The organism is Paraburkholderia sp. MM5482-R2, from assembly GCF_050436125.1.
In the GTDB taxonomy this organism is placed as follows: Bacteria; Pseudomonadota; Gammaproteobacteria; order Burkholderiales; family Burkholderiaceae; genus Paraburkholderia; species Paraburkholderia tuberum.
In genome coordinates this window covers 81668-105826 of sequence record NZ_JBNDLP010000004.1, presented here as the reverse complement: position 1 = coordinate 105826, position 24159 = coordinate 81668, and the positions used below count along the sequence as shown (strand labels likewise).

The 24159-nt window shown below is 66.5% G+C and carries 14 protein-coding genes; 6 read left to right on the top strand and 8 right to left on the bottom strand.

Annotation, left to right across the window (positions count from 1 at the left end; genetic code table 11):
* Window positions 1-35 precede the first annotated feature (35 nt).
* From OKW37_RS36530 to OKW37_RS36515, 4 genes are all read left to right on the top strand, one after another.
* Window positions 36-1331, top strand: a complete 1296-nt coding sequence (locus OKW37_RS36530) for a dicarboxylate/amino acid:cation symporter (RefSeq protein ID WP_429402383.1) — start codon at window positions 36-38, stop codon at window positions 1329-1331.
* Entirely contained in the window at window positions 1328-2794 is a 1467-nt protein-coding gene (locus OKW37_RS36525) for an aspartate/glutamate racemase family protein (RefSeq protein WP_429402384.1), read from the top strand. Before OKW37_RS36530 ends, OKW37_RS36525 begins: the two co-directional genes overlap by 4 nt.
* Window positions 2795-2889: 95 nt before the next feature.
* Window positions 2890-4308, top strand: a complete 1419-nt coding sequence (gene aspA / locus OKW37_RS36520; RefSeq protein WP_429402385.1) for an aspartate ammonia-lyase — start codon at window positions 2890-2892, stop codon at window positions 4306-4308.
* Window positions 4309-4381: 73 nt separating this feature from the next.
* A complete protein-coding gene (locus OKW37_RS36515) occupies window positions 4382-5503 on the top strand; it encodes an asparaginase (RefSeq protein WP_429402386.1) in 1122 nt (373 codons plus the stop codon).
* Between the two features lie 36 nt (window positions 5504-5539).
* On the opposite strand, the gene OKW37_RS36510 is transcribed toward OKW37_RS36515, so the two are convergent.
* The gene (locus OKW37_RS36510) at window positions 5540-7768 is read right to left on the bottom strand and encodes an SLC26A/SulP transporter family protein (protein WP_429402387.1); all 2229 of its coding nucleotides are present in this window, start codon (window positions 7766-7768) and stop codon (window positions 5540-5542) included.
* Between the two features lie 250 nt (window positions 7769-8018).
* On the opposite strand from OKW37_RS36510, the gene OKW37_RS36505 reads away from it, so the two are divergent.
* A complete protein-coding gene (locus OKW37_RS36505) occupies window positions 8019-11312 on the top strand; it encodes an adenylate/guanylate cyclase domain-containing protein (RefSeq protein WP_429402388.1) in 3294 nt (1097 codons plus the stop codon).
* Window positions 11313-11330: 18 nt separating this feature from the next.
* Here the strand turns inward: OKW37_RS36505 and OKW37_RS36500 are convergent, their stop codons facing one another.
* Window positions 11331-11636, bottom strand: a complete 306-nt coding sequence (locus OKW37_RS36500) for a CPBP family intramembrane glutamic endopeptidase (protein WP_184058809.1) — start codon at window positions 11634-11636, stop codon at window positions 11331-11333.
* 285 nt (window positions 11637-11921) lie between these two features.
* On the opposite strand from OKW37_RS36500, the gene OKW37_RS36495 reads away from it, so the two are divergent.
* Complete coding sequence (locus OKW37_RS36495; RefSeq protein ID WP_429402389.1) at window positions 11922-12710, top strand: class I SAM-dependent methyltransferase; 789 nt, start codon at window positions 11922-11924, stop codon at window positions 12708-12710.
* 34 nt (window positions 12711-12744) lie between these two features.
* Here the strand turns inward: OKW37_RS36495 and OKW37_RS36490 are convergent, their stop codons facing one another.
* Genes OKW37_RS36490 through OKW37_RS36465 form a run of 6 tightly spaced genes read right to left on the bottom strand, consistent with a single transcriptional unit; the run spans window position 12745 to window position 24149 of the window.
* The gene (locus tag OKW37_RS36490) at window positions 12745-14316 is read right to left on the bottom strand and encodes an efflux transporter outer membrane subunit (RefSeq protein ID WP_429510090.1); all 1572 of its coding nucleotides are present in this window, start codon (window positions 14314-14316) and stop codon (window positions 12745-12747) included.
* Entirely contained in the window at window positions 14307-17558 is a 3252-nt protein-coding gene (locus OKW37_RS36485; RefSeq protein WP_429402390.1) for an efflux RND transporter permease subunit, read from the bottom strand. Before OKW37_RS36485 ends, OKW37_RS36490 begins: the two co-directional genes overlap by 10 nt.
* Window positions 17555-18658 carry an efflux RND transporter periplasmic adaptor subunit gene (locus OKW37_RS36480; RefSeq protein ID WP_429402537.1) on the bottom strand — a complete coding sequence of 368 codons (1104 nt, stop codon included), beginning with the start codon at window positions 18656-18658 and terminating at the stop codon, window positions 17555-17557. The genes OKW37_RS36485 and OKW37_RS36480 overlap by 4 nt, the downstream gene beginning before the upstream one ends.
* Before the next feature lie 2 nt (window positions 18659-18660).
* Window positions 18661-20331, bottom strand: a complete 1671-nt coding sequence (locus OKW37_RS36475) for a fatty acyl-AMP ligase (RefSeq protein WP_429402391.1) — start codon at window positions 20329-20331, stop codon at window positions 18661-18663.
* Window positions 20332-20363: 32 nt separating this feature from the next.
* Entirely contained in the window at window positions 20364-21353 is a 990-nt protein-coding gene (locus OKW37_RS36470; protein WP_184033318.1) for a fatty acid desaturase, read from the bottom strand.
* Window positions 21354-21404: 51 nt separating this feature from the next.
* Window positions 21405-24149, bottom strand: coding sequence for a phosphoenolpyruvate synthase (locus tag OKW37_RS36465; RefSeq protein ID WP_429402392.1), 2745 nt, complete (start codon window positions 24147-24149; stop codon window positions 21405-21407).
* Between the last annotated feature and the right edge of the window lie 10 nt (window positions 24150-24159).

Sequence of the window (24159 nt, the reverse complement as noted above, 5' to 3'; positions counted from 1 at the left end):
CCGTCCAGTCACAAATAATCTCAGGACGGAGACACATGAAGAATCGGCTTACCCTCTACATCCTCGCCGGCATGCTGCTCGGCGTGGCCGTCGGTTATGTCTGCCATCGCACGGCGGCCGATGCCGCGCAGGCGAAGGAGATCGCCGGCTACTTTTCCATCGTCACCGATATCTTCCTGCGGCTCGTGAAGATGATCATTGCGCCGCTGGTGTTCGCCACGCTCGTGTCAGGTCTCGCCGGCATGGAAGGCACGAGCGACGTGCGCCGCATCGGTCTGCGCTCGATCGCGTGGTTCCTGTGCGCGTCGCTGTTCTCGCTCGCGCTCGGCCTCGTGCTCGCGAATCTGCTGCAACCGGGCGCGGGCTTGCACATGTCCCAGACGAGCGCTGACGTGGCCACCGGCCTCAACACGTCGAGCCTGAACTTCAAGGACTTCGTCACACACGCGTTCCCCACCAGCATCGTCGATGCGATGGCGCGCAACGATATCCTGCAGATCCTCGTCTTCTCGGTGATGTTCGGCATCGTGCTCAGCGTGATCAAGTCCGACCCGCGCGTCGCGCCGCTGATCGCGGGCGTCGAAGGGCTCGTGCCCACCATGCTGAAACTGACCGACTATGTGATGCGTCTCGCGCCCGTCGGTGTGTTCGGCGCGCTGGCATCGGCGATCACGGTGCATGGCCTCGACGTGCTGACGACGTACGGCAAGCTCGTCGCCAGCTTCTATACGGGGCTCGCGCTGCTGTGGACGGCGCTGATCCTCGCCGGCTACGCGTTTCTCGGCAAGCCGGTCTGGGCCTTGCTCAAGGCGATCCGCGAACCCGCGATGCTGGCGTTCTCCACCGCGAGCAGCGAGGCGGCGTATCCGCGCCTGACGGAGAAGCTGGAGGAATTCGGCGTCGACAAGAAAGTGGTGGGCTTCACGTTGCCGCTCGGCTATGCGTTCAATCTCGACGGCTCGATGATGTATCAGGCCTTCGCCGCGATCTTCATCGCGCAGGCGTTCGGCATCGACATGCCGATCGGCACGCAGATCGTGATGCTGCTCGTGCTGATGGTGAGCAGCAAAGGCATGGCGGGTGTCGCACGCGGCTCGGTGGTGGTCGTCGCGGCCGTGGCGCCGATGTTCCATTTGCCGCCATCGGGCGTCGTGCTGGTGCTCGCGATCGACCAGATTCTCGACATGGGGCGCACGGCGACCAACGTGATCGGCAACAGCATCGCGACGGCAGCCATCGCGAAGTGGGAGGGCCAGCGCGTGACGCGGCAGGAACGCCGCACGGCGATGGCGACGGCTTCGTTCGGCCAGCTCGAAGGCGAGACGAAATGAGCGGCATCGACGCAACGTCTGCCACGAGCGCGCGCAAGTTCGGCGTGGTGGGCGGGCTCGGCCCGCTCGCGAGCGCGGACGTGTTCTTCAAACTGATCAAATCGACGCCGGCCACGCGCGACGCCGAGCACTTCGATGCGATCTTCGAGCAGCAGCCGTTTCGCAGCGCCGATGCCGACAGCGAGACGTTGACGCAGCGCAAGCTGTACATCTTCGATCTGATCAGCAGCTTCGAGAAGCGCGGCGTGACGACGGTCGTGCTGCCGTGCTTCCTGAGTCACACGTTCATCGACGAACTGAAAGCCAATTCGCCGCTGCAGATCGTCGACATGATCGATGCGGTGCGCAGCCACGTGCGCAGAAGATTTCCCGCGGTGCGCCGCGTGGGCGTGCTCGCGTCGGCGCATACGCGGCGCAGGCGCCTGTTCGAGAAGTACTTCGCGGCGCCCGAGTTCGAAGTGATCCACCCGCGCATCGGCGACGGCATCGATTTCGTCACCGAGGCCGTTTATGGCGAGGATGGCGTGAAGAGCGGCAATCTGCGTGGCCGTCCGGCCGAGTTGCTGCGGGCGGCGTGCGAGGACCTGATCGAACAGGGCGCCAACGTCATCGTGCCGGGGCTCACCGAGATCGCGCTGGTCGCGGACGAACTCGGTGCGTTGCGCGTGCCGCTCGTCGATTCGAACCTGGCTTATGCGCAGTACGTGGTGTCCGGCCAGTACCACACGCCCGAGACGATCTTCAAGGTCGGCGTGGTGGGCGGCGTGGGTCCGGCGGCCACCGTCGATTTCATTCACAAGATCGTGCGCGCGACGCCCGCGCGGCGCGATCAGGACCACCTCAAGCTGCTCGTCGAGCAGAACCCGCAGATCCCGGATCGCACGGAGAATCTGATCGGCGATGGACCCGACCCGACCATCTCGCTCTATGCGACCTGCAAGAAACTCGAAACGGGCGGCGCGGATCTGATCGCGATCCCGTGCAATACGGCGCATGCCTTCGTCGAGCGGATACAGCCTTATCTCGGCGTGCCGATCGTCAATATGCTGACGGTGACGGTGCGTTATCTGCGCGAGTCGTTTCCCGCGCTGCGCTCGGTCGGCGTGCTCGCGACTTGCGGCACGCTCGCGAGCGGCGTCTACGAAAAGGCGCTCGAATCGCACGGCTTGCGGCAGGTCGTCCCGGCACCCGCGCTGCAGGCGCGCGTGATGGACGCGATCTACGGCAAGGAAGGCGTGAAGGCCGGATTCACGGCGGGGCAGTGCCAGCAAGACCTTGCCGCGGCGATCGACGGGCTTATCGCCGACGGCGTCGAAGTGATCGTTCTCGGCTGCACGGAACTGCCGCTGTTGATTCGCGAGCCGTATGTGATCGGCGCGAACGGCGCGCGCGCGAGCGTGGTCGATCCGACCGACGTGCTCGCGAAGCAGTGTGTTGCCTGCGCGACAGCGCCGCCTCGATAACCCAACCGCATCACCCAGTCAATGCGACGGACCTGCACACGAGGTGTGCCGGATGACCCCGCTCGCCTGTCGATTTCAGAACCTGAGAGGTAATCATGCTTGCACCGACCGAACGTATCGAACACGACCTTCTCGGCGATCTCGCCGTGCCCGCGACCGCGTACTACGGCGTACACACGCTGCGCGCGCTGCAAAACTTTCCCATCACGGGTATTCCGATCTCCGTGTATCCGAACCTCGTCAACGCGCTGGCGAGCGTGAAAGAAGCCGCCGCACTCGCGAATTACGATCTCGGCCTATTGAGCGCAGTGAAAATGCAGGCCATCGTGCACGCATGCAGGCAAGTGCGCTCAGGCACCGCGCACGAGCATTTCGTCGTCGACGTGATTCAGGGCGGCGCGGGCACGTCGACCAACATGAACGCGAACGAGGTGATCGCCAATCTCGCGCTCGAACATCTCGGGCAACAGCGCGGCGAATACGCGGTTCTCCATCCGAACGAGGACGTGAATCTCGGCCAGAGCACCAACGACGTCTATCCGACCGCGCTCAAGATCGCCACGTACGCGGGCATCATGCAACTGGTCGACGCGATGGGCGTGTTGCGCGCATCGTTCGAACGCAAGGCGGTGGAATTCGGCAACGACCTGAAGATGGGCCGCACGCAGCTTCAGGACGCCGTACCGATGACGCTCGGCCAGGAGTTCAGCACCTTCGCTGTGATGCTCGGCGAAGACGAAGAGCGGCTGAAGGAAGCGGCCCAGCTCATCTGCGAGATTAATCTCGGCGCGACGGCGATCGGCACCGGCATCAATACACATCCGGAATACGCGCAGCTTGCATGCAGGCACTTGAGCGAAATAACCGGTATCGCGTTGACCACGTCGCCGAATCTGATCGAAGCGACGCAGGATGTCGGTTCGTTCGTGCAGCTCTCCGGCGTACTGAAGCGCGTCGCCGTAAAACTCTCCAAGACCTGCAACGATCTTCGCCTGCTTTCGAGCGGTCCTCGCGCGGGCCTCGGCGAAATCAACCTGCCGCCGGTGCAGGCGGGTTCGAGCATCATGCCGGGCAAGGTGAATCCGGTGATTCCGGAGGTCGTCAACCAGATCGCGTTCGAAGTCATCGGCAACGATGTGACGGTGAGCTTCGCCGCCGAAGCGGGGCAGCTCCAGCTCAACGCGTTCGAGCCGATCATCGCGCACAGCCTGTTCAAGAGCGTCGCCCATTTACGCGCAGGGTGCCTCACGCTCGCGTCGAAATGCGTCGACGGCATTACCGCGAATCGCGAGCGGCTGCGCGCGATCGTCGAGAGCTCGATCGGCATCGTGACCGCGCTGAACCCGTACATCGGCTATACGCACTCGACCGAAGTCGCGAAGGAAGCGCTTGCGTCGGGCAAAAGCGTCGCGCAGATCGTGATCGACAAAGGGCTGTTGAGTCAGGCGCAGCTCGACGAGATCCTTCAACCCGCCATGCTGACGCAACCAAGAAAGATGTCGTCGGCGGCGTGAGCGACGAAGGTTGTTCCGGTCACAGGTCGCGTGCATACGCACGCGACTCTTTTAAACGATGGAGGAGAGAAAGATGAACGGCAACACGATCAATCGAAAAGCAAGGCGGCTGTGCGGTTCGGCGGCACTGCTGATCGCGGCACTTGCCGCGGGTACCCGCGCACAGGCTGCCGACGCGCCATCGCAACAGGCAAGCGCCGTCACGGCAACGCCGCGTGTTCTGGTGCTGGCCACCGGCGGCACCATCTCGGGAACCGCCGATCCCCGTTCGGCGATCGGCTACAACTCGGGCAACGTGAAGGGGCAGGAACTGGTGCGCGGCGTGCCGGGCATCGAGAAGCTCGCGAGCATCAGCGCGGAGCAGATCTCGAACGTCGGCTCGCAGGACATGAACGACAAGATCTGGTTGCAGCTTGCGCGGCGGATCGACGAGGTCTTCGCGCGGAACGAGGCCGACGCCATCGTGATTACGCACGGCACCGATACGATCGAGGAAACGGCGTTCTTCCTGAGCAACGTGCTGCGCTCCGACAAGCCGGTGGTGCTGGTCGGCTCGATGCGACCGGGCGGTTCCGCGAGCGCCGACGGTCCCGGCAATCTGTACGAAGCCGTCGAAGTGGCGGCGAGCCCGCAGTCGCGTGGCCGAGGCGTGATGGTCGTGATGAACGACCAGATTCACGCGCCGCGCTGGATCACCAAGACCAATACCACGGCGGTACAGGCGTTCGCGTCGCCGAATGCCGGCGCGATCGGTTATGTCGATCCGGCGAGCGTGCGCTTCGTGATGCCGGCGGTGCAATCGACGCGCGCTGCGCTGAGCCTGCCCGCGAGTGGGCAATTGCCGCGCGTCGATATCGTCTACGCGCATAGCAACATGGATGGCCGCCAGATCGATCATGCGATCGCCGATGGCGCGAAGGGCATCGTCGTCGCCGGCGAAGGCGATGGTGACATGTCGAAGGAAGCCCTCGCGGCGCTCGACCGCGCGGCGGCAAAAGGCATCGTGGTGGTTCGCTCGACGCGCCTGGTGTCGGGGTTCGTGAACCGCAACGTCGAGGTGGACGACGACAAGCGCGGATTCGTCGCATCGCTCGATCTGAATCCGCAGAAGGCGCGATTGCTGACGCAATTGCTGGTGGCCAACGGCGTGACCGATCCCGTCAAGGTACAGCAGGCATTCAGCGGGACGTGGTGACGGGTTGGGGGCGCCGCCGGTCAGGGGCGCTGCCGCTTACAAAGCCGCGCGTAATGCCTCGTCGGCAACGGCAAGACGCAACGCAATGGTCTTCACGAGAAACCGATGCAACTGTTGCGCCGTCGCCGGATCCTGCTGTTCGAGTTCGAGCAGCCGGGAGATCGACAGGCGGTACACGCGCGTCGGTGCCTCGGCAATCACATCCGCGCTGCGCTGTTGCTGCGTGTACACCGCCATTTCCCCCACGACCGTGCCCGGGCCGAACGAGCGCAGACGCGCCGAGCGGCCATCGCCGAGCGGCAGCGAGATCGCGACACGTCCTTGCTCGACGAAATACAGCGCGTCGCCCGGCTCGCGATGACGAAACAGCGCCTGCCCCGAAAGCAGATCCTGCACCTCCAGACACGCGATCAAGCCGTTCAACGCGCCCGCCGTGAAATGCGGCTCGAGCATCGCCCGCAGATCGCCGCCATGCGCGATCGCGAGCGAGTTCGACGCGAGCAGTTTGTCTTCGATCCATTCGAGACCCGCATCGAGCGTATCGAATTCATGGATCTTCAGGTTGAGCGTGCCGGTCTTCACGAGCAGATCGCGCGAGCGCGGCGGCAGCGCGGTCAACACGAGGTCCACGCTTCTTGCTGCGCAGAGCTGCCTGAGTTTGACGAAGCTGATCGATACGGATGCATCCATGCCATGTGTCGCCGCAAAGTCGAGCACGACGAAGCGGACCTGCGACGGATCCCCGGCGCCGAATCGCTCGCGAAGGCGCTGCAGAATGGAATTGGCCGTGCCGAAGAAGAGAAACCCTTGCAGGCACATTCCGCATACCTGGGGGCCGATTGCGCGCAGAGCCTGGGTGTCTTCGATGCTGCGCTCAACATTCGAGGTCCGCGCGCGCAGGTCGAACTCCATGCGTATGCAGCCGACCCGACCGTAGAGCAGCGTGAACATCACACATGCTGCAACGACGCCCACCCCTACGCCGACGATCACGCCATACGCCGCGATAGTGCCGAGAATCACGGGCACGAGCAGATACTCATACCAGTTGAGCTTCGTCCAGGCGCCCGCGAGCCAATGCACGAGCAAGCGCAGCCCCATGAAGAGCTGAAGGCCGACCAGCACCGGCACCGGAAAGAGCGCCACGATGCCCGGCGAAGTGGCGAGCACGACCACGCACGCGAGCGAGGCGAACACGCCCGCCACCCGGCTCGTCGCGCCCACCCGCGCGTTGAGCATCGAGCGATTGAACGACTGGTAGCCGACCATGCCGCCCAGCAGTCCGCTCGCGAGATTGGCGAGGCCGGCGGCGCGCATCTCGCGATTGAGGTCGACGTCCTCCCCGGTGGCCGCGCCGATCGCCGTTGAATTCATCAGGATCGTCACGGCCGATACCGAGGTCACCACCAGACTCTCCGGAAGATGCGCGCCGACCGCCGACCAGTCGATGCCGCCCCGTCCGAGCCTAGCGGCCAGGTGCAACTCCGGCAGCCCGGCAAGGTGCAGCTTGACGCGCGGCAGCAGCAGACCCATGCCGCGCGCGTCGTCGATCGAAACTCCGGCAACCTGCAGCAGAACGTAGAAAAGCACGACGCCGAAGGCCAGCGTGAGCGGCAGCGCGGCAATGTGCTGCCACGTGCGCATCAGTACCGTGGCCAGCACGCCGACGACCAGCGCCGGAACCCATGTGAGCCAGTGAAGGTGCGCGAGCAACGCGAGCGTGTGCCACTGCAGCGGCTGGCCCGTCAGCACGCGGAACGCCCCGGCGAGCAGCAGGTAGCCCGTGCCCGCGAGAAATCCACCGAGCACCGGATAGGGCAGGAACTGCAACGATCGGCTGCGCTTCGACGAGCCGATCGCATAGAGCACGATGCCCGTCATGAGCGAACAGAGCGCGATGGCGATCAGCACAGTGAGGATCAGCGTCTGCGGTGAACCGCCGTCCGCGCGCACGCTGCTGGCCACCCCCGCCGCCACGCCGGCGAGAAAGGCGGCGGCGTTGCTGTCGGGGCCGCCAATGTTGACGCGCATCGAACTCGTCAAGGCGATCACGAGCGCCGTGACGACGCAGCTCACGAGCGCGGTGGGCACGCCCAGCATCGCGTAGCGGGCAAGATCGGCGCTAAAGATCATCGTGCCGAGGCTCATCGCATAGCACAGCATGACGAGCGTCGAAACGGCGCCCGCCGCCACGTCGCCTGGCAGACCCGCCAAACGCGAGCGCAGCGGAATCTCGGAGACGGAAACGGTCTTGCCCGGCTTCACATGGATTCCCGGTCGAATGCAAGGGCGCCGTGAGGCGCGCCAGCCAGTATCCTGCGCGGCTCGAACGGCTGTCAAACGCGATGCAGCGTGCTTATCGGACACCTACACTGGTTATTCATCGGCCCCGTACCTGGCGAGCTCCACGCAAAGGCCGTGCAGTTCCGGAGCCGTTCACACCGGCGGTCGGCAGGCGCGCTATTCGTCTGAGCTTTTGCCCGCGGGGCCACGCATCGGAGGCGGGGCGACGAACATGGATATCGAGAAATGGCTGCGGGACCTCGGGCTCGAGCAGTACGCCCAGGCGTTCGCGGCAAACGACATCGACATGTCGCTGCTCGGGCAACTGACCGACGTTGACCTGAAAGAGCTGGGGGTACAGTCGCTCGGCCACCGTAAGCGCATTCTGGCCGCGGCGGCAGGCGCCCTAACGGCAGCCGCGCCGCTACCGTCCCAGACCTCCGCCGACAACGAGGTGCCCGCGGACGAGCGCAGGCAGGTCACGATTCTGTTCGCCGATCTCTGCGGCTACACGATGCTGTCCCGCTCGCTCGATCCCGAAGACTTGCGCGCGCTGATCGGACGCTACACGGCGCTGGTCGACGGGATCGTGCTCGCCTATGGCGGCACGATCGACAAGCACATCGGCGACGCGGTGATGGCGCTGTTCGGCGCGCCCCGCTCGCACGAGACGGACACGCTGCGCGCCGCCCGTGCCGCTCTCGACATTCACGACGGCCTGGCGCGGCTGGCCGCGCAGACCGGGCGGCCGTTGCAGGCGCATATCGGCATTGCGAGTGGCGAGGTCATCGCGGGCGCGCTGGGCCGCGCCGACGCGCAGGACTACACCGTGCATGGCGATCCGGTGAACCTGGCCGCTCGGCTCGTGGCAGCCGCGGCCGCCGGCGAAACCTGGATATCCGACGACGCGGCGCGCACGCTCGGCGACGCCGCCAGTTGCGAAGCAATCGGCGAGCGGCGCTTCAAGGGCATCGACACGCCGGTGCGGGCATGGCGGCTCGTCGCGCTTGGCAGCGAGCCCGTCAGGACGAGCCGCAGCCGCTTCGTCGGACGCGAAGCCGAGCTCGAACAGTTTCACGGCATCCTTCATGCGTGCATGGCAAGGCGAGCAGGGCATGTCGTTCATGTGCGAGGCGAAGCCGGGATCGGCAAGACGCGGCTCGTCGACGAGATGCGCCGCCATGCGCAGGCACAGGGCTTCACGCTCCATCGAAGCCTCGTGCTCGATTTCGGTGTCGGCAAGGGCCAGGATCCGGTGCGGACCATCATTGGAAGCCTGCTCGGCTTACCGGCCGGTGCATCGAGTGAAGCGCGGCAGGCCGCCGCCGCAGAGGTCGCGACCCAAGGTATCGTCAAGGCCGAGCAGATCGTGTTTCTGCACGACTTCCTCGATCTCCCGCAGAGCGCCGAATGGCAAACCATCTACGAGGCCATGGACCACGGCGCGCGCAAGCGCGGCAAGCAGGCGCTCGCCGTGAGGCTGACCGAGGACGCTTGCGCCCATGCGGCGACGCTCATCGTCGTCGAAGACCTGCATTGGGCCGATGCCGAAGTCATCGGCTACCTGTCGGCGTTCGCGTCAGGCATTGCCAACGGCACGGGCCTGCTGGTCACGACTTCGCGCGTGGAAGGCGATCCGATCGATGCAGGCTGGCGCGCACGTTGCCGCGACACCCCGTTCGCCACGATCGATCTCGGACCGCTTCGCAAGGACGAGGCCCTGAGCCTGGCGGGCAATTTCATCGATGCGACCCAGCGCGTCGCGGTGGCCTGCATCGAGCGCGCGGGCGGCAATCCGTTGTTTCTCGAACAGCTGCTGCGCAACGCTGAAGAAGGCAGCGGCGGCAACGTGCCCGCGTCGATCCGCAGTCTCGTGCTCGCGCGGATGGACCGGCTCGCGCCCCGTGACCGCCTGGCGTTCCAGGCGGCCGCCGTGATCGGCCAGCGTTTCGATCTCGCGCTGCTGCGAGAATTGGTGGACGATCCTGGCTACGTCTGCGACGGCCTGCTCGTCAATGCACTCGTGCTGCCGGAAGGCGAGGACTTCCTGTTCGCCCACGCATTGATCCAGGAGAGCGCTTACTCGACGTTGTTGCGCGCGCGCCGCCGTGAACTTCATCTGCGCGCGGCCGAATGGTTCGCACAGAGCGATGTCACGCTGTACGCCCAGCACCTCGACCGCGCCGAAGACGAGCACGCGCCGCACGCCTACCTGGGCGCGGCGGCCGCACAGCGTGCCGCCCATCGTTTCGAAGCCGCGCTGCGGCTGGCCGAGCGCGGCATCGAAATCGCGCAGTCAGAGGCAGACCGCCATGCACTGAGCTGCTGCAAGGGCGAACTTCAGCGCGACCTGGGCGACATCGCAGGATCGATCGTGACGTACCGCACTGCACTCGCCGCCGCCACCGGCGACGCCGCCCGTTGCGACTGCCAACTCGGGCTCGCGGAGGGTCTGCGTGTCAGCGAGGGTCTCGACGAAGCACTCGGCTTACTCGCGCAAGCGCAAAAGATCGCGGAGCGAGACAACCGGCTGGCCGAGCTTGCAAGCCTCCATCATCTGCGCGGCAACATTCTCTTTCCGCTCGGCAAGATCGACGCCTGCAGCGCCGAGCATGAGCGCGGTCTTGGCTACGCGCGGCGCCTCGGTCTGCCCGAGGCAGAGGCTCGCGCGCTCGGCGGTCTGGCGGATGCGGCGTATGCGCAGGGGCGCATGCGGACCGCGTTCCATCATTTCAGCGAATGCGTAGCGATGAGCCGCGAACACGGGTTCGGCCGCATCGAGGTTGCCAATCTGTCGATGCAGGGCTTCAGCCGCATTTATCTGAACGACGCAAGTCAGGCTCGCGAGGACGCAAGCGCCGCCGCCCGCGCCGCCGAGTTGATCGGGCAGCCTCGCGCGCAATTGCTGGGGGAGACGCTGGGGGTGTTCGCCTGCCAGGAACTAGGCGATGCGCAGGCGGCCGGCAAGCATCTGGTGCAGGAAATGCGTGTGATCCGGCAATTGGGCGCGCGCCGCTTCGAAGCGCAGAATCTGGAGATGCAGGGGCGCCTGTTACTGGACGAAGGATGCCGTAGTGAAGCAGTGGTGGCGCTGCGCGAAGCACTCGCCATCTCACGCGAGGTAGGGACTCAGTTTTCCGGGCCAAAGGCCTTGAGCGCACTGAGCCGTGCGGTTGACGATAACGGCGAGCGTACGCGGCTACTAGCTGAAGGCGAGGCGCTGTTGCGCCTCGGCGCGGTCGGCCACAATCACCTGTGGTTTTATCGCGACGCCGTCGAAGCGATGCTGGGGGCGGGCGATCCTGCTGGCATGCTGCACTACGTGGACGCACTCGAGGCCTATACACAGCGCGAACCGTTGCCGTGGTCCGAGCTTTTCGCGGCGCGCGGCCGTGCGCTTGCACTCGCGCTTCAGGCGCCGCTCAGCGAAGCCACGCGACATGAACTGCTGCGACTGCGAGAGGCGCTGCAGCAGGCCGGCTTTCGCAATTACGTAAGCGCGGTCGAAGCGGCCCTTGCAGCTTGAGGCGCGCGTAGCCGATCCTCAGCGTGGCGCGGAATCGTCGTCGGGCGGGTCCTTGTGGACGACCTCCATGTCGATGGTGCGGGCGTCGTCGCCATACGAGACCGTCTGCCGGCGCAACGCGCGCATCTTCCACCACAGATACCCGACGACGATCGTGCCGACCGCGAACAGCACGGCGAACAGCACGATCGACAGCATCGCGGCCACCACGAACAGGATCGCGCTCAGGGCGACGGCCAGCAACCGGCCGAACCAGCCGGGGCCGCCGATCCGGATCCCTTTCTCATATGTCACCCGCCGCGGCGGGGGTCTGTCGTTTTGCATCGCTCGTCTCCCGGCCGCCGTCCGGCGGATGATGCGGGTAAATCCTCATGCGTGGTCATTATGCAGGATGCGAACCGCTAACGTCGCCGGCGCGGCTCAGCGTATAGTCGACTGACGTCGTTAAGAAGCCCACGCGTTGGCTCGTTTAAGTTCGGTAGCAAGTTGCCGCTCGCCAAGGCTGACAGGCCCTAGCGTGCAGGCCTTCTCTGTCTACCCGGTTGCACCCCTGCCAGGGCACGTTATGAAATCCGCCGGTTTTCAGTTACCTCGGTTGCCCGCGTGATCATGCGACGCCTGCATCTGCTCGAAATCGAAGACCAGCCGTGGTGCCCACGGGCGATCCGTGACGGCGGGACGGACTGGCTGCATTTCCTGGCCAATACCCTCAAGGGTTTCAACGTCATCGCGGGCAAGCTGCGCGAAGCGATGCGGCGGGTCGGCAACGACCGGATCGTCGATCTATGTTCGGGCGGCGGCGGCCCGTGGCTGACGCTTGCACCGTTGCTCGCGCAGTCCGGACGCGTGACGGTGCAGCTGACCGACTTCTATCCCAATCGCGCCGCGTACGAGCACGTATCCGCCGGGGCAGCCGGCCGCGTCACCTATGTGAGCGAACCGGTGGACGCGATGGACGTGCCATCGGGATTCGACGGTGTGCGCACGATGTTCAACGCTTTCCACCATTTTCGGCCGGACGATGCGCGGGCGATCCTCGCCGACGCGGTGACGAAGCGCCGCGCGATCGTCATCGTCGAGGGTGCCGACCACCGGCTGCTCGGCGTCGTGTTCATCCTGGCGATGCCGCTGATGATGCTCGCGCTGACTCCGCTGATCCGACCGTTTCGCTGGTCGCGACTAGCGCTCACCTATGTGCTGCCGGCTATCCCGCTGCTGTGTCTGTTCGACGGCATCGTGTCGATGCTGCGCATCTACAACCCCGACGAATTGCGTGAGATGGTGGCGCGTATCCCGGACCAGCAGAGCTTCGAATGGGACATCGGCACGCTGCCGGTGCAGGGCTCGCCGATCGGTCTGACTTACCTTGTGGGCGTTCCGCGTCGACGCGCCGGCTGAACGCAAGCGGGCGCCGTCGGCAGCGGCGGGCCGATCACTCGCCGGCCAGATGGTCAGGTGTCTGGCTGCTGCCCGCCGGCAGTTCGCCCATCGCCTGAAACAGCGTCGCCGTATCGGCCAGGCGCCGGCCGATCAGGCGGATTTCTTCGAGCCTCGCTGCTTCGTACTGCTGCTCGCCGCCGCGGGCGGATGCAGCGGGCAGCGCGCCGAGCCGGTGACGCGACGTGGCATCGTCGAACGCCTCGCGTGCCTCACGGGCAGCGCCGCTCGCCGCGTCGAGCGCCTGCGCGTCGTGTTCGAGCGACGCAAGCGTGTCCGCGACGTTTTCGAACGCCGCCAGCACGGTCTGCTTGTACTCGAACACGGCGGCCTCGTAGGTGTCGATTGCCGCGCGCCGCTGTGCGACGAGCGCGCCGCCATGAAAAAGCGCCTGCGACATCGTCGCGGCGATGCTCCAGATCGCGCCTGCGCCCGACAGCGCGAGCGGCCAGTTGAAGCCGCCTTGTCCCATCGAAGCGTTCAGCGTCAGGCTCGGAAACAGCTGTGCCGTCGCGACGCCGACGTCGTCTGCGGCGGCCTTCAGCGCCGACTCGGCGGCCGCGATATCGGGCCGCGCGCGCAACAGGTCCGATGGCAGCACGACGGGCAGGTCCTGCGGCAAGTGCAGGCTCGCCAGCTCGGGCTCGGGCGGCGCCGCGTCGGGCGTGCGGCCGAGCAGCACCGCAAGCGCATGTCTCGTCACCGTCAGCCGTTGCCGCAGATCGGCCACGCTGACCTCGAGCGCGGCGATGCCTTGCCGGGCAGTCGATACGTCGCCGCGCGTCAGCGATCCGAGTTCGTAATGCCGTTCGGTATCGTGAGCCTGATCGCCCGCAAGCGCGATCAATCGCTCGGTCGCGTCGATCTCGGCGCGCAACATCGCCGCCGCGATCGTCGCCGTGACGATGTTGGTGGCCAGTGCGCGGCGCGCGGCTTCGCGTTGATACGCGTCGATCTCGACACGCGCTGATCGGGCCGCGTTGGCTTTACGCACCGCGCCGAACAGGTCGAACGTATATTGCGCCTGGACTACGCCGATGAACTCGTTGTAAAGCAGCGTATTCGGGCCGCCGGGAACCGGAATGCCGAGATCGCGCCCGCGCGAGGCCTGCCCCACCAGATCGACCGACGGCAGCAGCGAGGCCCCGATCTGCGCCCGCAGTTGTTCGTGCGCGGCGGCCAGGTGCTTGTCGGCGGCGGCGAGCGTCGGGCTGTTGCGCAGACCTTCTTCGACGAGGTCATTCAACGCTGTCGATTCGAACAGCCGCCACCATTGCGGCACAGGCTGCGCGCCGGTGGCGAAGTGCTGCGCGACACCGAGCGCGGCGACCGTTTGCGTGGGCTGAGGCTCGACGCCGTAATGGGCGGGAGAGGGCATCGCGGGCGGCTTGCCGCCCGGACCGAACGAGCATGCGCCAAGCGCGATCGTCGCGGCCGCGCCGAACGCCGCGCGCCAACCATGGATCGCCGCTGCCCGCGTTCGACCCGGCGCGCCGGCGAAATGCGGCGCGCTCGCGAGCGCCGGCCCGTCGACGGGGTTGCAGTCTGTGCCCACGATCAGCTCCACGTAGATTCGATTGTCGGGGTCGCGGTTCGCACACCGCGTTCGAAGTGCCGCACCTTGAATGCGGTCGCGTACAGAGCGGGAACGAAGAACAGCGTCAACACCGTGGCGCCCGTGATGCCGCCCATCAGTGCGGTCGCCATCGGTCCGAAGAAGGCCGAATGCAGCAGCGGGATCAGCGCGAGCACGGCCGCCGCGGCGGTCAGCATGATCGGGCGGAAGCGCCGGACCGTGGCACCGACGATCGCATCGAAGCGCCCCTGGCCCGCGGCGATATTGCGTTCGATCTGATCGACCAGAATCACCGAGTTGCGCATGATGATGCCGGACATCGCAATGACGCCGAGCATCGCCACGAAGCCGAACGGCTTGCCGAACAGCAGCAGTGCGGCGACCACGCCGATGAGCCCCAGCGGCGCGGTGAGCACGACCATCAGCACGCGCGCGAAGCTGCGCAGTTGAATCATCAGCAGCGTCAGCACCACGACGAGCATCAGCGGAAGCTGCGCGATCACCGACGCCTGCGCCTTGCCGCTGATCTCGCCCGCGCCGCCGGTCTCGATCCGGTAGCCGATCGGCAGCGACGCGCGTAGCGGCGCGAGCGTCCGATCGATCGCCTGGGTCACGTCGATGTCCAACGCGTTGCCGCGCACGTCGGCCTGGACCGTAATCGTCGGTTGACGGTCGCGGTCCCAGATCACCGCGTATTCGAGTTCGTTGTTGAGGTGGGCGAGCGCGCCGAGCGGCACCGGGCCGTTCGGCGTCGGCATCGCGAGGTTCACGATCTCGTCGGGGTCGACCCGCTCGCGCTGGGGCGCACGCAGATCGACACTGATCAAGCGGTCGCGGACCCGGTACTGCGTGAACGTATAGCCCGACAGCGTCATTGCGAGGAAGCTCGCCACGTCTTCCGACGTGACGCCGAGCTCGCGCGCCTTCTGCTGGTCGATCTCGAAGCGCACCGAGCGTTCGCCGGGTTCGTCCCAGTCGAAATGGACGCCCGTTGTGCGGGCATCGGCTTTCATCGTCGCCGCGACCTTTTCCGCGATCTCCCGCACGGTGGCGAGGTCGCTTCCGCTGACACGAAACTGCACCGGATAGCCGACCGAGGGGCCCGTCTGGAGCGGCGAAACGCGCGCGCGCACGGCGGGAAAGCTGTTTTGCAGCGTGCTCGCGAGCCAGCGTTCGAGCTTTGCGCGATCGTCGACGGACTTCGCGGTGATCACGAGCTGCGCGAAGTTGGGCTGGGGCAACTGCACGTCGAGCGGCAGGTAGAAGCGGGGGGCGCCCGCGCCGACGAAGTCGACCAGATGATCGATCTCGGGCCGGCCGGCCAGCGTCTGTTCGAGGCGCGCGGCTTCGCGCAGCGTCGCTTGGAACGACGCGCCTTCGGGCAGCCGCATGTCGACGAGCAGTTCGGGCCGCTCGGAGCTCGGGAAGAACTGTTGCGGCACGAACGCGAAGCCGGCCAACGCGGCAACGAACAAGGCGGCCGTGACGCCGAGCACGACGAGGCGCCGCTTCACGCACCACGCGATGCAGTCGCGCAGGCGGTCATGAAAGCGGCTGGCGCGCGGCGCCGCCACCGGGGTCCGGCGCGTCTGCGCGTCGTCGCGCCGGCGGAGCTTGCGAAGCGCGCGCCGAGGCGTCTCGCGTGCGGTGTCCTTGCGTTCGGGTAGCAGGTGATAGCCGAGCAACGGAATCAGCATGACCGCCGCGAACCACGAAGCGATCAGCGCAATCGCGGACACCTGAAAGATCGAGCGCGTGTATTCGCCGGTGGCCGATTTTGCCAGCGCGATCGGCAGGAATCCCGCCACCGTGACGAGGGTTCCCGTCAGCATCGGAAATGCGGTACTGCTGTAGGCGAACGCCGCGGCCCTCGCGCGGCCCCAGCCCTGCTCGAGCTTCACGGCCATCATCTCGACCGCGATGATCGCATCGTCGACGAGCAGGCCCAGCGCGAGGACCAGCGTGCCGAGCGAGATCTTGTGCAGGCCGATGTCGAAACCGTTCATGCATAGCGCGGTGACCGCGAGCACGACCGGGATCGAGATCGCCACCACCACGCCGGCGCGCCAGCCCAGTGAGATGAGGCTCACGGCCAGCACGATCACGATGGCTTCGGCGGCGGCCCGCAGAAAACCGTTGACCGAATGCGAGACCGCGTGCGGCATGCTCGACACCTCGACGAGTTCGAGCCCCGCGGGCAGACGCGCACGCAATTCCGCTGTCTGCGCATCGAGCCGCTTGCCGAGCTGAATCACATCGCCGCCTGCCTGCATCGTGATGCCGATGGCGAGCACCGCGCGGCCGCCGGTGCGAACCTGCGAGACCGGCGGATCGTCGTAGCCGCGCCTGATCGAGGCAATGTCACCGAGACGAACCAGGCGGTGATTGATGTCGATCAGCGTGTCGGCCATCGCCTTCAGGTCGGTGAACTGGCCGCTTGGACGTACGTACACGCGGTCGAACGCGGTGGTCAGCGTGCCGCTCGGCGTGACCGCGTTTTGCGCGTTGATCGCCCGCGCGAGCTGTTGCGGCGTGATACTGAGCCGCGTCAATTGCGCGTTGGGAATCTCGATCGTGATGTGCTCGTCGGGGTCGCCGAAATAATCGACTTTCGCGACCCCGGGCACGCGCAGCAGCACGCCGCGCAGTTCGTCGGCATAGTCGTGCAATTGCGCCGGCGAGAACCCGTCGCCGGCGAGCGTATAGATGTTCGTGTAGACGTCGCCGAACTCGTCGTCGAAGTACGGCCCCCGCACGCCGGGCGGAAGCGTATCCGCGATGTCGGCAATCTTCTTGCGTACCTGGTACCACGTCTCGCGCACTTTGTTCACCGGCGCGGAGTCTTTCATCGTGAAGACGATCAGCGATTCGCCGGGACGCGAGTAGCTGCGCAGATAGTCGAGATGAGGCGTTTCCTGGAGCTTGCGGCCGATCCGGTCGGTCACCTGTTCCTCGACCTGGCGTGCGGTCGCGCCGGGCCAGAAGGTCCGGATCACCATCGCGCGGAACGTGAACGGCGGGTCCTCGGATTGTCCGAGCCGGGAATAGGCGAGCACACCGAACAGCGTCGCGAGCACGACGGCGAAGATGACCAGCGCCTGGTTACGGATCGCCCACGCGGACAGATTGAAGCGGCCGGTATCGTCCGCTGCCGGCCGCCGCGGTCCGCCCGCTCCGCCGGGTCCGCCGGGTCCGCCCGCTCCGTCGGGCCCCTGGCCGAACGGCGCTCTCATGATGCGAAGTCCTCGGGATGCAACGGCGCTACCGCGCGCACGGTTTCGCCGGCGCTGACGGTATGCACCCCTTGCAGCACGACGCGCTCGCCGTCGTTGAGGCCTCGCGCGACCGAGATCGTGCGGTCGTCGTAGCGGCCAACCTGGACCCGGCGCAGTTCCAGCGCCTGGTCGCCCGGCCGAACGACCCAGACGGCCGGCGCGTTGCCGTCGTGAAAGAGCGCGCTCGCGGGCAGCGTGATCGGGTCGTCCGCTTGCGCCTCGCCGGCCGCGGCGAACGTGACGATGGCCGTCATGCCGAGGCGGACCTCGGGGCCTGGCGCATCGAGCGTCAGTTTCGCGCGATAGGTGCGGCTACCGGGGTCCGCAGCCGGCGACAGCTCCCGCACGTGTGCCGTGAAGCGTCTGCCCGTGGCGGCCGGCAGCGAGACGCTGGCCGCGCTGCCGATCGCCAGCGCGTTCAGCAGACTCTCGGGCACGTCGCAGAGAATATCGAGCTCGCCGGACCAGGCGAGATGGTAGACCGCTTGTCCCGCCGCGACGTTCTGCCCGGTATCGGCGTCTTCGGCGGTGATGACGCCGGCATGGTCCGCCGTGAGGACCGTGTACTGCGTCTGATTCTGCAGCAGCGCGAACTGTTGTAGCGCCTGATCGCGCTGCGCGGCGGCCGCCACATACGCATCCTGGGTCTGCTCGAGCTGCGCTGTCGAGATCAGCTGTTCCTGCGCCTGCGCCCGGTCGCGATCGAGTTGCTGCTCGGCGAAGGTGAGCCGATGCTGCGCCGCCATCAATTGGGCCTGCGCGCCCGCGAGGCTGCGTTGCGCGTCGTCGGCATCGAGCCGCGCGATCGCCTGGCCGGCCGTGACCGTATCGCCGAGCCGCACCTTCCGCTCGATCAGCTTGCCCGCGATGCGAAACGACAGCGGCGTCGCATAGCGCGCGTTGACTTCGCCCGGCAGCGTCGCGAGCACGGGCTTGCTGTCCCGATGCACGATCACGGCGATGACCGGGCGCGGCAGCGTCACCTCGGCTTCTTTCGCGTGACAGGCGGCGAGCGAGAGCGCGCCCGACACCGTCAGCATGATCTCGCGCCAGCGCATGCTCACGAGTGTTCCTCCAACTCGCCGGCTTCGAACTGTGCCTTGGTCCGGCGGCGCTGCACCTTGCCGCTCGAAGTCCGCGGCAAGCTGCCCGCCTGCACGATCGCAACGTGACCGACCTGCAGGCCCGCGCATTCGGCGACCTTCTGCGCGATCGCACGCCGCAGCGCCGTGGCCTCCGCCGGCTTGCCCTCGGCACAGACGACCAGTGTCTCGTCGCCGTCGCGCATCACGCTGAACGCGATGACACCGCGGCTTTGCACGCTCGGCAACTCGGCCACCGCCCATTCGATGTCCTGCGGATAGAGGTTCGAGCCGTGAATGACGATCAGGTCCTTGCTGCGGCCGCAGATATACAGCTGGTCGCCGGCGAGGTAGCCGAGATCGCCGGTCTGCAGCCAGCCGTCGCGGTACGCGTCGGCGCTCGCGTCGGCCTGGCCGTAATAGCCCACGGTGATGCTGGGCCCGCGCGTGACGATTTCGCCGACACAGCGTTCGGGCAACGCGCGCCCGGATTCGTCGACGATCCGCAACTCGTGGCCGGGAAAGCAATGGCCGCAGCCGACCAGTTCGATCGTCCGTAAGCCGTTATCACGCGCAGCCGGTATCGCTCGACCAAGCCCCAGCGCGGCCGCATAGACGACGTCGGTGACGAGCGGCTGGCCGTGGTCGTGAAACGTGATCGCGAGGGTTGCTTCGGCCATCCCGTAGCACGGCAGCAGCGCTTCGGCACGAAAACCGGCCGGCTCGAAGCGCGCGCAGAACTGGCGCAGCGCTTGCGCGTTGATCGGCTCGGCACCGCAGCCGGCGACGCGCAGCCGCCGCAGATCGAGGCCTTCGAGGTCCTGGTCGCGGCTACGGCGAGCGGCGAGCGCGTACGCGAAGTTCGGCGCGAAGCTGATGGTGCCGCGGTATTTCGTGATCGCCTCCATCCAGAGGCCGGGCCGGCGCACGAACGCTTCGGTTGCCAGCAGCACGCACGGCAAGTCGCAGATCAGCGCGCCGAGCACGCTGATGAGCCCCATGTCGTGGTGCAGCGGCAGCCAGCTGACATAGACGTCCTGCTCGCGCAGATCGATGCCGCGGGGTCCGAGGAACGCCGTCGCATTCGCGACCAGATTGCGATGCGTGACCATCACGCCTTTCGGCAGCGACGTGCTGCCCGACGTGTATTGCAGGAAGCACAGGTCATCGGGATGCAGCGTGGGCAAATCGCACGCGGGAGGCTCGCCGTCGAGCAGCGCTTCAATGGTCACGATACGTTCGAGACCGGTGTCGACGGCGAGCACGTCCTCGATGGTCTCTCTTGTCGAGTTCGACGTGAGCAGCATCCGGGCGCCTGCCGAGCGCACGATGTGACTGACAGTTTCGGCGTAACGTGTGCGGGTCCTGAAGTTCAGGCTTCCGCGCGGAAATATCGGTACCGGGACGAGACCGGCGAACGAGGCGCCGAGGAAGCTCAGGATGAACGCTTCCGGGTCGAGGACCACGAGCGCGACGCGCTCGCCCTTGTTCAGCCCCAGTGCCACGAGCTTTTTCGCGTGGTTGCGCGCCTCGCGTTCGAGCGCCTCGTAAGGATAGTAGTGCTCGTCACCGTGCGTGGAGACGAAGCGAAGGCCTCGAGCGTCGCCGCGCGGCAGCGCTGCAACGGCATCGACTAGCGTCTGGTTCATGGTGACGGGGTCCCCTGTCAGGTAATCGAGATTCAGTGATCGAGCGAAGCAGCGGGCGTCCAGTCGCGGATCGGCTGCAGACGGCGACGCAGCAGCGCGATCACCTCGTCGTCGCTGCGCACCGGCGCGCCCGGCAAGCGCACGAAATGCGTGGCGAGCTTGCGGTGCTGGCGCGTGACGAGCAGCAGCCAGATCTGCGCGATGTCGATGCGATCGAACACGACCGCGTCCTCGCGACCGTACTTCTCGAGGTTCGCCGCGAATTCCTTCGTGAGCTCGCTGAAGTGCGTGCCTTTGCGGACGTGGTGGTAGATGTGATAACCGGCGTTGAAGACGCGCGCATTGAAACGCGAGTCGATCGTATTGGTGCTGCTCGTGTACGGGTTGTCAGGCTGATCGGGGTCGATGAACGCGTGCTGGACCCAGTTGCCGATCATCATCATCAGCCGCACGAACACGAACGGAAACACGAACACGACCAGCGTCGCCCGCAGGTTCCAGTACGCGGCGGCGGCGACCGCCGCGTAGAACGCGACCTCACCCACGAGCAGTTGCCTGATCAGCTTCGTATTGCGCGAGCGCCACAGATAGACGGACAGATCGAGCGGCACCAGCGCGGCGAAGCGCAGGTAGTAGTGCAGAAAGCCGATGACGCTATCGCGCTGAAACCGCATCGTGGAGCTCAGGTCGCGTGGCAGGTTGTCGTCGATGTGATGCATGCCCATGTGATGGACATAGAACGTGCCCGGCGTCTGACCGAAGAACGGACACAGCACCCAGTCGAGCAGGATTTCGAGCGCGCGGTACTGCTTCCTGAAGAGCCGCCGATGCAGCGTGCAGTGGTAGCTCATCGTGAAACGGTCGCCGAACGCGTTCCAGACCAGCACGTATGCAACGCCCAGCCACCAGGGAAAGCGGCCGAGCCCAAACAGCACGGCTGCGGCGGGAATGAATATCAGCGCGCACTGGAGGTAGAGCCGCAGATGCGGCAGGTCGCGGCGATCATTGAGCAGGCGGTACATGGTGGTTTCCTTCAGGGGCGGTTTCAGTGGTCAGCGGGCGGTCAATTCATGTCAGGTCGGCTCGGGCAGCTCGATCACGCCGCTATGGCCATCGACCTTGAGCTGCATGCCCGACTGCACGCGCGTGGTGAGGCCCGGAATCTGGACGACGGTCGGGATGCCGATTTCGCGGGCGACGATCGCGGCGTGGGTCAACGGACTGCCACGCTCGATCAGCAGTCCGGTCGCCGACGCGAATACGGGCACCCAGCCGGGGTCGGTCCGATAGGTGACGAGGATCCCGCCGTCGAACTCGTTCGCTTCGCGCACGACCTTCGCCCGTCCTTCGGCGAAGCCCGGCGAGCAGGGCGTGCCGCGCAGCGTCGCGCCGGCCGCGTGGGCAGGCGCCGCGCGCAACGCGGCGAGGTTCGCCGGGTTGCTGAGCCAGGCCGCTACCGGGCCATGCGTGACGAAGCGTGGCGGCAGGTCAGCCATGTCGCGATAGCTGGCATCGTCGCGCTTGCGCTGCTCGATGAGCGGGCGCAGTTCGCGGTGGGAGACGGTGCCTTCGAAGCACCCGCGAATTTCCTCGAGGCGCAGATGGAAGATGTCGCGGCCCGTCGCCAGCACGCCGTCGGCGGCGAGACCCTCGCCGATTGCGCGGAACATCCGGCGCGCGACCCCGAACGCGCGCGAACGGCAAAAGCGCACGGTCTCGCGCGCCCGGATCGCGGCGCGCACGCGGCCGCGCGCGCGTGCAAAAATCCAGCGCTGCAGCGGATTGAGCCGCTCACGCAACAACGCGTCGATGCGCGCTTCGGTGGCGCTGCGATCGATCGATACGGCACCATGCGCGAGCGCGGCCTTCAACATATCGAACAGCACGCCCGGGTCTTCGCGCAGGTCGGGCTCTTCGAGCTTCAGTTCGTTGTTGCTGCGGTACGCGAAGTCGGCGAGGTAGCGCTCGATGTCGGCGACGATCTCGGGCGCGCCGCATCCGCGCAGCGCCGCATACGCAACGGCAGACGGCGTGTTGCGGATCAGCGCTTCGACCTGAGGCTTCGCCCGCACGGCTTGCGCAATTGCGCTCAGCCTGCGGACCGGCTCGATCGACTCGATGTCGTCCATGCCGCCGATCACCGCCACTTCGAGCCAGTCGGGCGCACCGGGCATCCACCGCTTGATCAGCCGCCGGACGACGCCGTAACTTAGACCGATCGCCGATTCGAGCACGATCATCATGCCCCAGCGTGCTAGCAGCGCCTGCTCGAAGCGGCAGTAGTGCGCATAGACCGCGTCGGCGGGAAGCGAGCGATAGTCGAGCGCGTTGAACTCGTCGTAGACCGGATAGAAAAACGCGCGGAAGCGCTCGACGTTGCGCGCGAGACGCGCGAAGTGCCACGCGAACTTCGTGCCGCTCAAGGCCCGGATGCAGGCGAGTCCGGCGCGCGAGCCGGTCTTGTACGGCGCGATCAGCGCGGCGAAGCTCGCCAGATCGAGCGGCTCGTCGACGCCCATCTGGACTTCCATCATCTTGCGCCCGAGGTTTTGGAACGGCGCGAGCCCGGAAAGCTTGTACCAGTGCAGCAGGTTGTAGTACACGCGCCCGTTCAGGAACGCGAGCGTCGAGCCGAGGAAGCCATCCATCTCGCGGCGCTGCTTGTGCGGAATCGCGAGCAACCGGCAGAACTCGCGGAACACCTGCGCATAGACGTGCTGCGCGAAGGTGAAGGTCAGTTGCGTCGTCACGCCGGGATAGTTCTCGACGATGTTGGAGTTGTCCCATAGCTGAAATTCGCCGGTCCGCGATGGGGCCGGTGCGATCGGCGTGGTCACCGGGCGCGCCTGCAGAATCCACAGCTGGTGCTCCGCGATACACCATTCGATATCGAGCGGCTCGCCGAGCTCGCTTTCGAGCGTGCGGGCCGCCGCCACGACGCGCTCGATCTCGTCGTTAGAGAGGGCCGCTGCGTCGCGCAGCGCGGCCGGCACCTCGCGGATGTGGCGGCCGTCATGACGCTCGCGTTTTTCACCGATCACCACCTGCCTGGGCTGTCCGGTGTGGCGGTCCACGGTGATCGTGTCGGCGTCGACCGCGCCCGACACGAGTCCCTCGCCGAGCCCGTAGACGGCGCTCAGCACGAGCTCGTCGCGGTTGCCGTTGGCCGGGTTGATCGTGAACACGACGCCGCTCGTGTCCGCCTGAACGAGGCGCTGCAGGATCACGGCCATACCGGCGCCGGCGATATCGAGTCCGTGCTGATGCCGGTAGCGCAGCGAGCGCTCGGAATACGCGGAAGCCCAGCACCGGCGTACGTGTTCGAGCGTCGAGTCGAGCCCGCGGACGTCGAGGAACGTGTCGAACTGGCCTGCGAACGAGAAGCTCGCGCTGTCTTCTTCGATGCCGGACGAGCGCACCGCGAGCGGTCCGTCTCCAATGATGTCGTGCGCGCGAGCGATGTCGGCGCGCAACGCGGCGCTGATGTCGCATGTCAGCACGGCCTCGCGGATCGCGCTCGCGATCGCGGCGGCGTTCGCAGGCGTGAAGTCGCGCAATAGCGCGGCGATGGTCTGATCGAGGCCGCCGTCGCGGCGGAACTCCGCGAAGCAGTCGGTGCCGAGAATCGCCCAGTGCGGCACCGCCACGCCGAGGTTGGCAAGCCGATGGAGCGATCGCCCCTTGTTGCCGGCGAGCCGCTCGATCGTTTCGGCCGGACTCGCCGCGGTCAGGATCACGCGTGGCGATGCTGTCGGGGCGGCGCAGCTTTCGGCCGATTCGAATTCGCCGCGTGCGCGCGTAATGGTGTCGAAAGTCATTGAGGTCCCC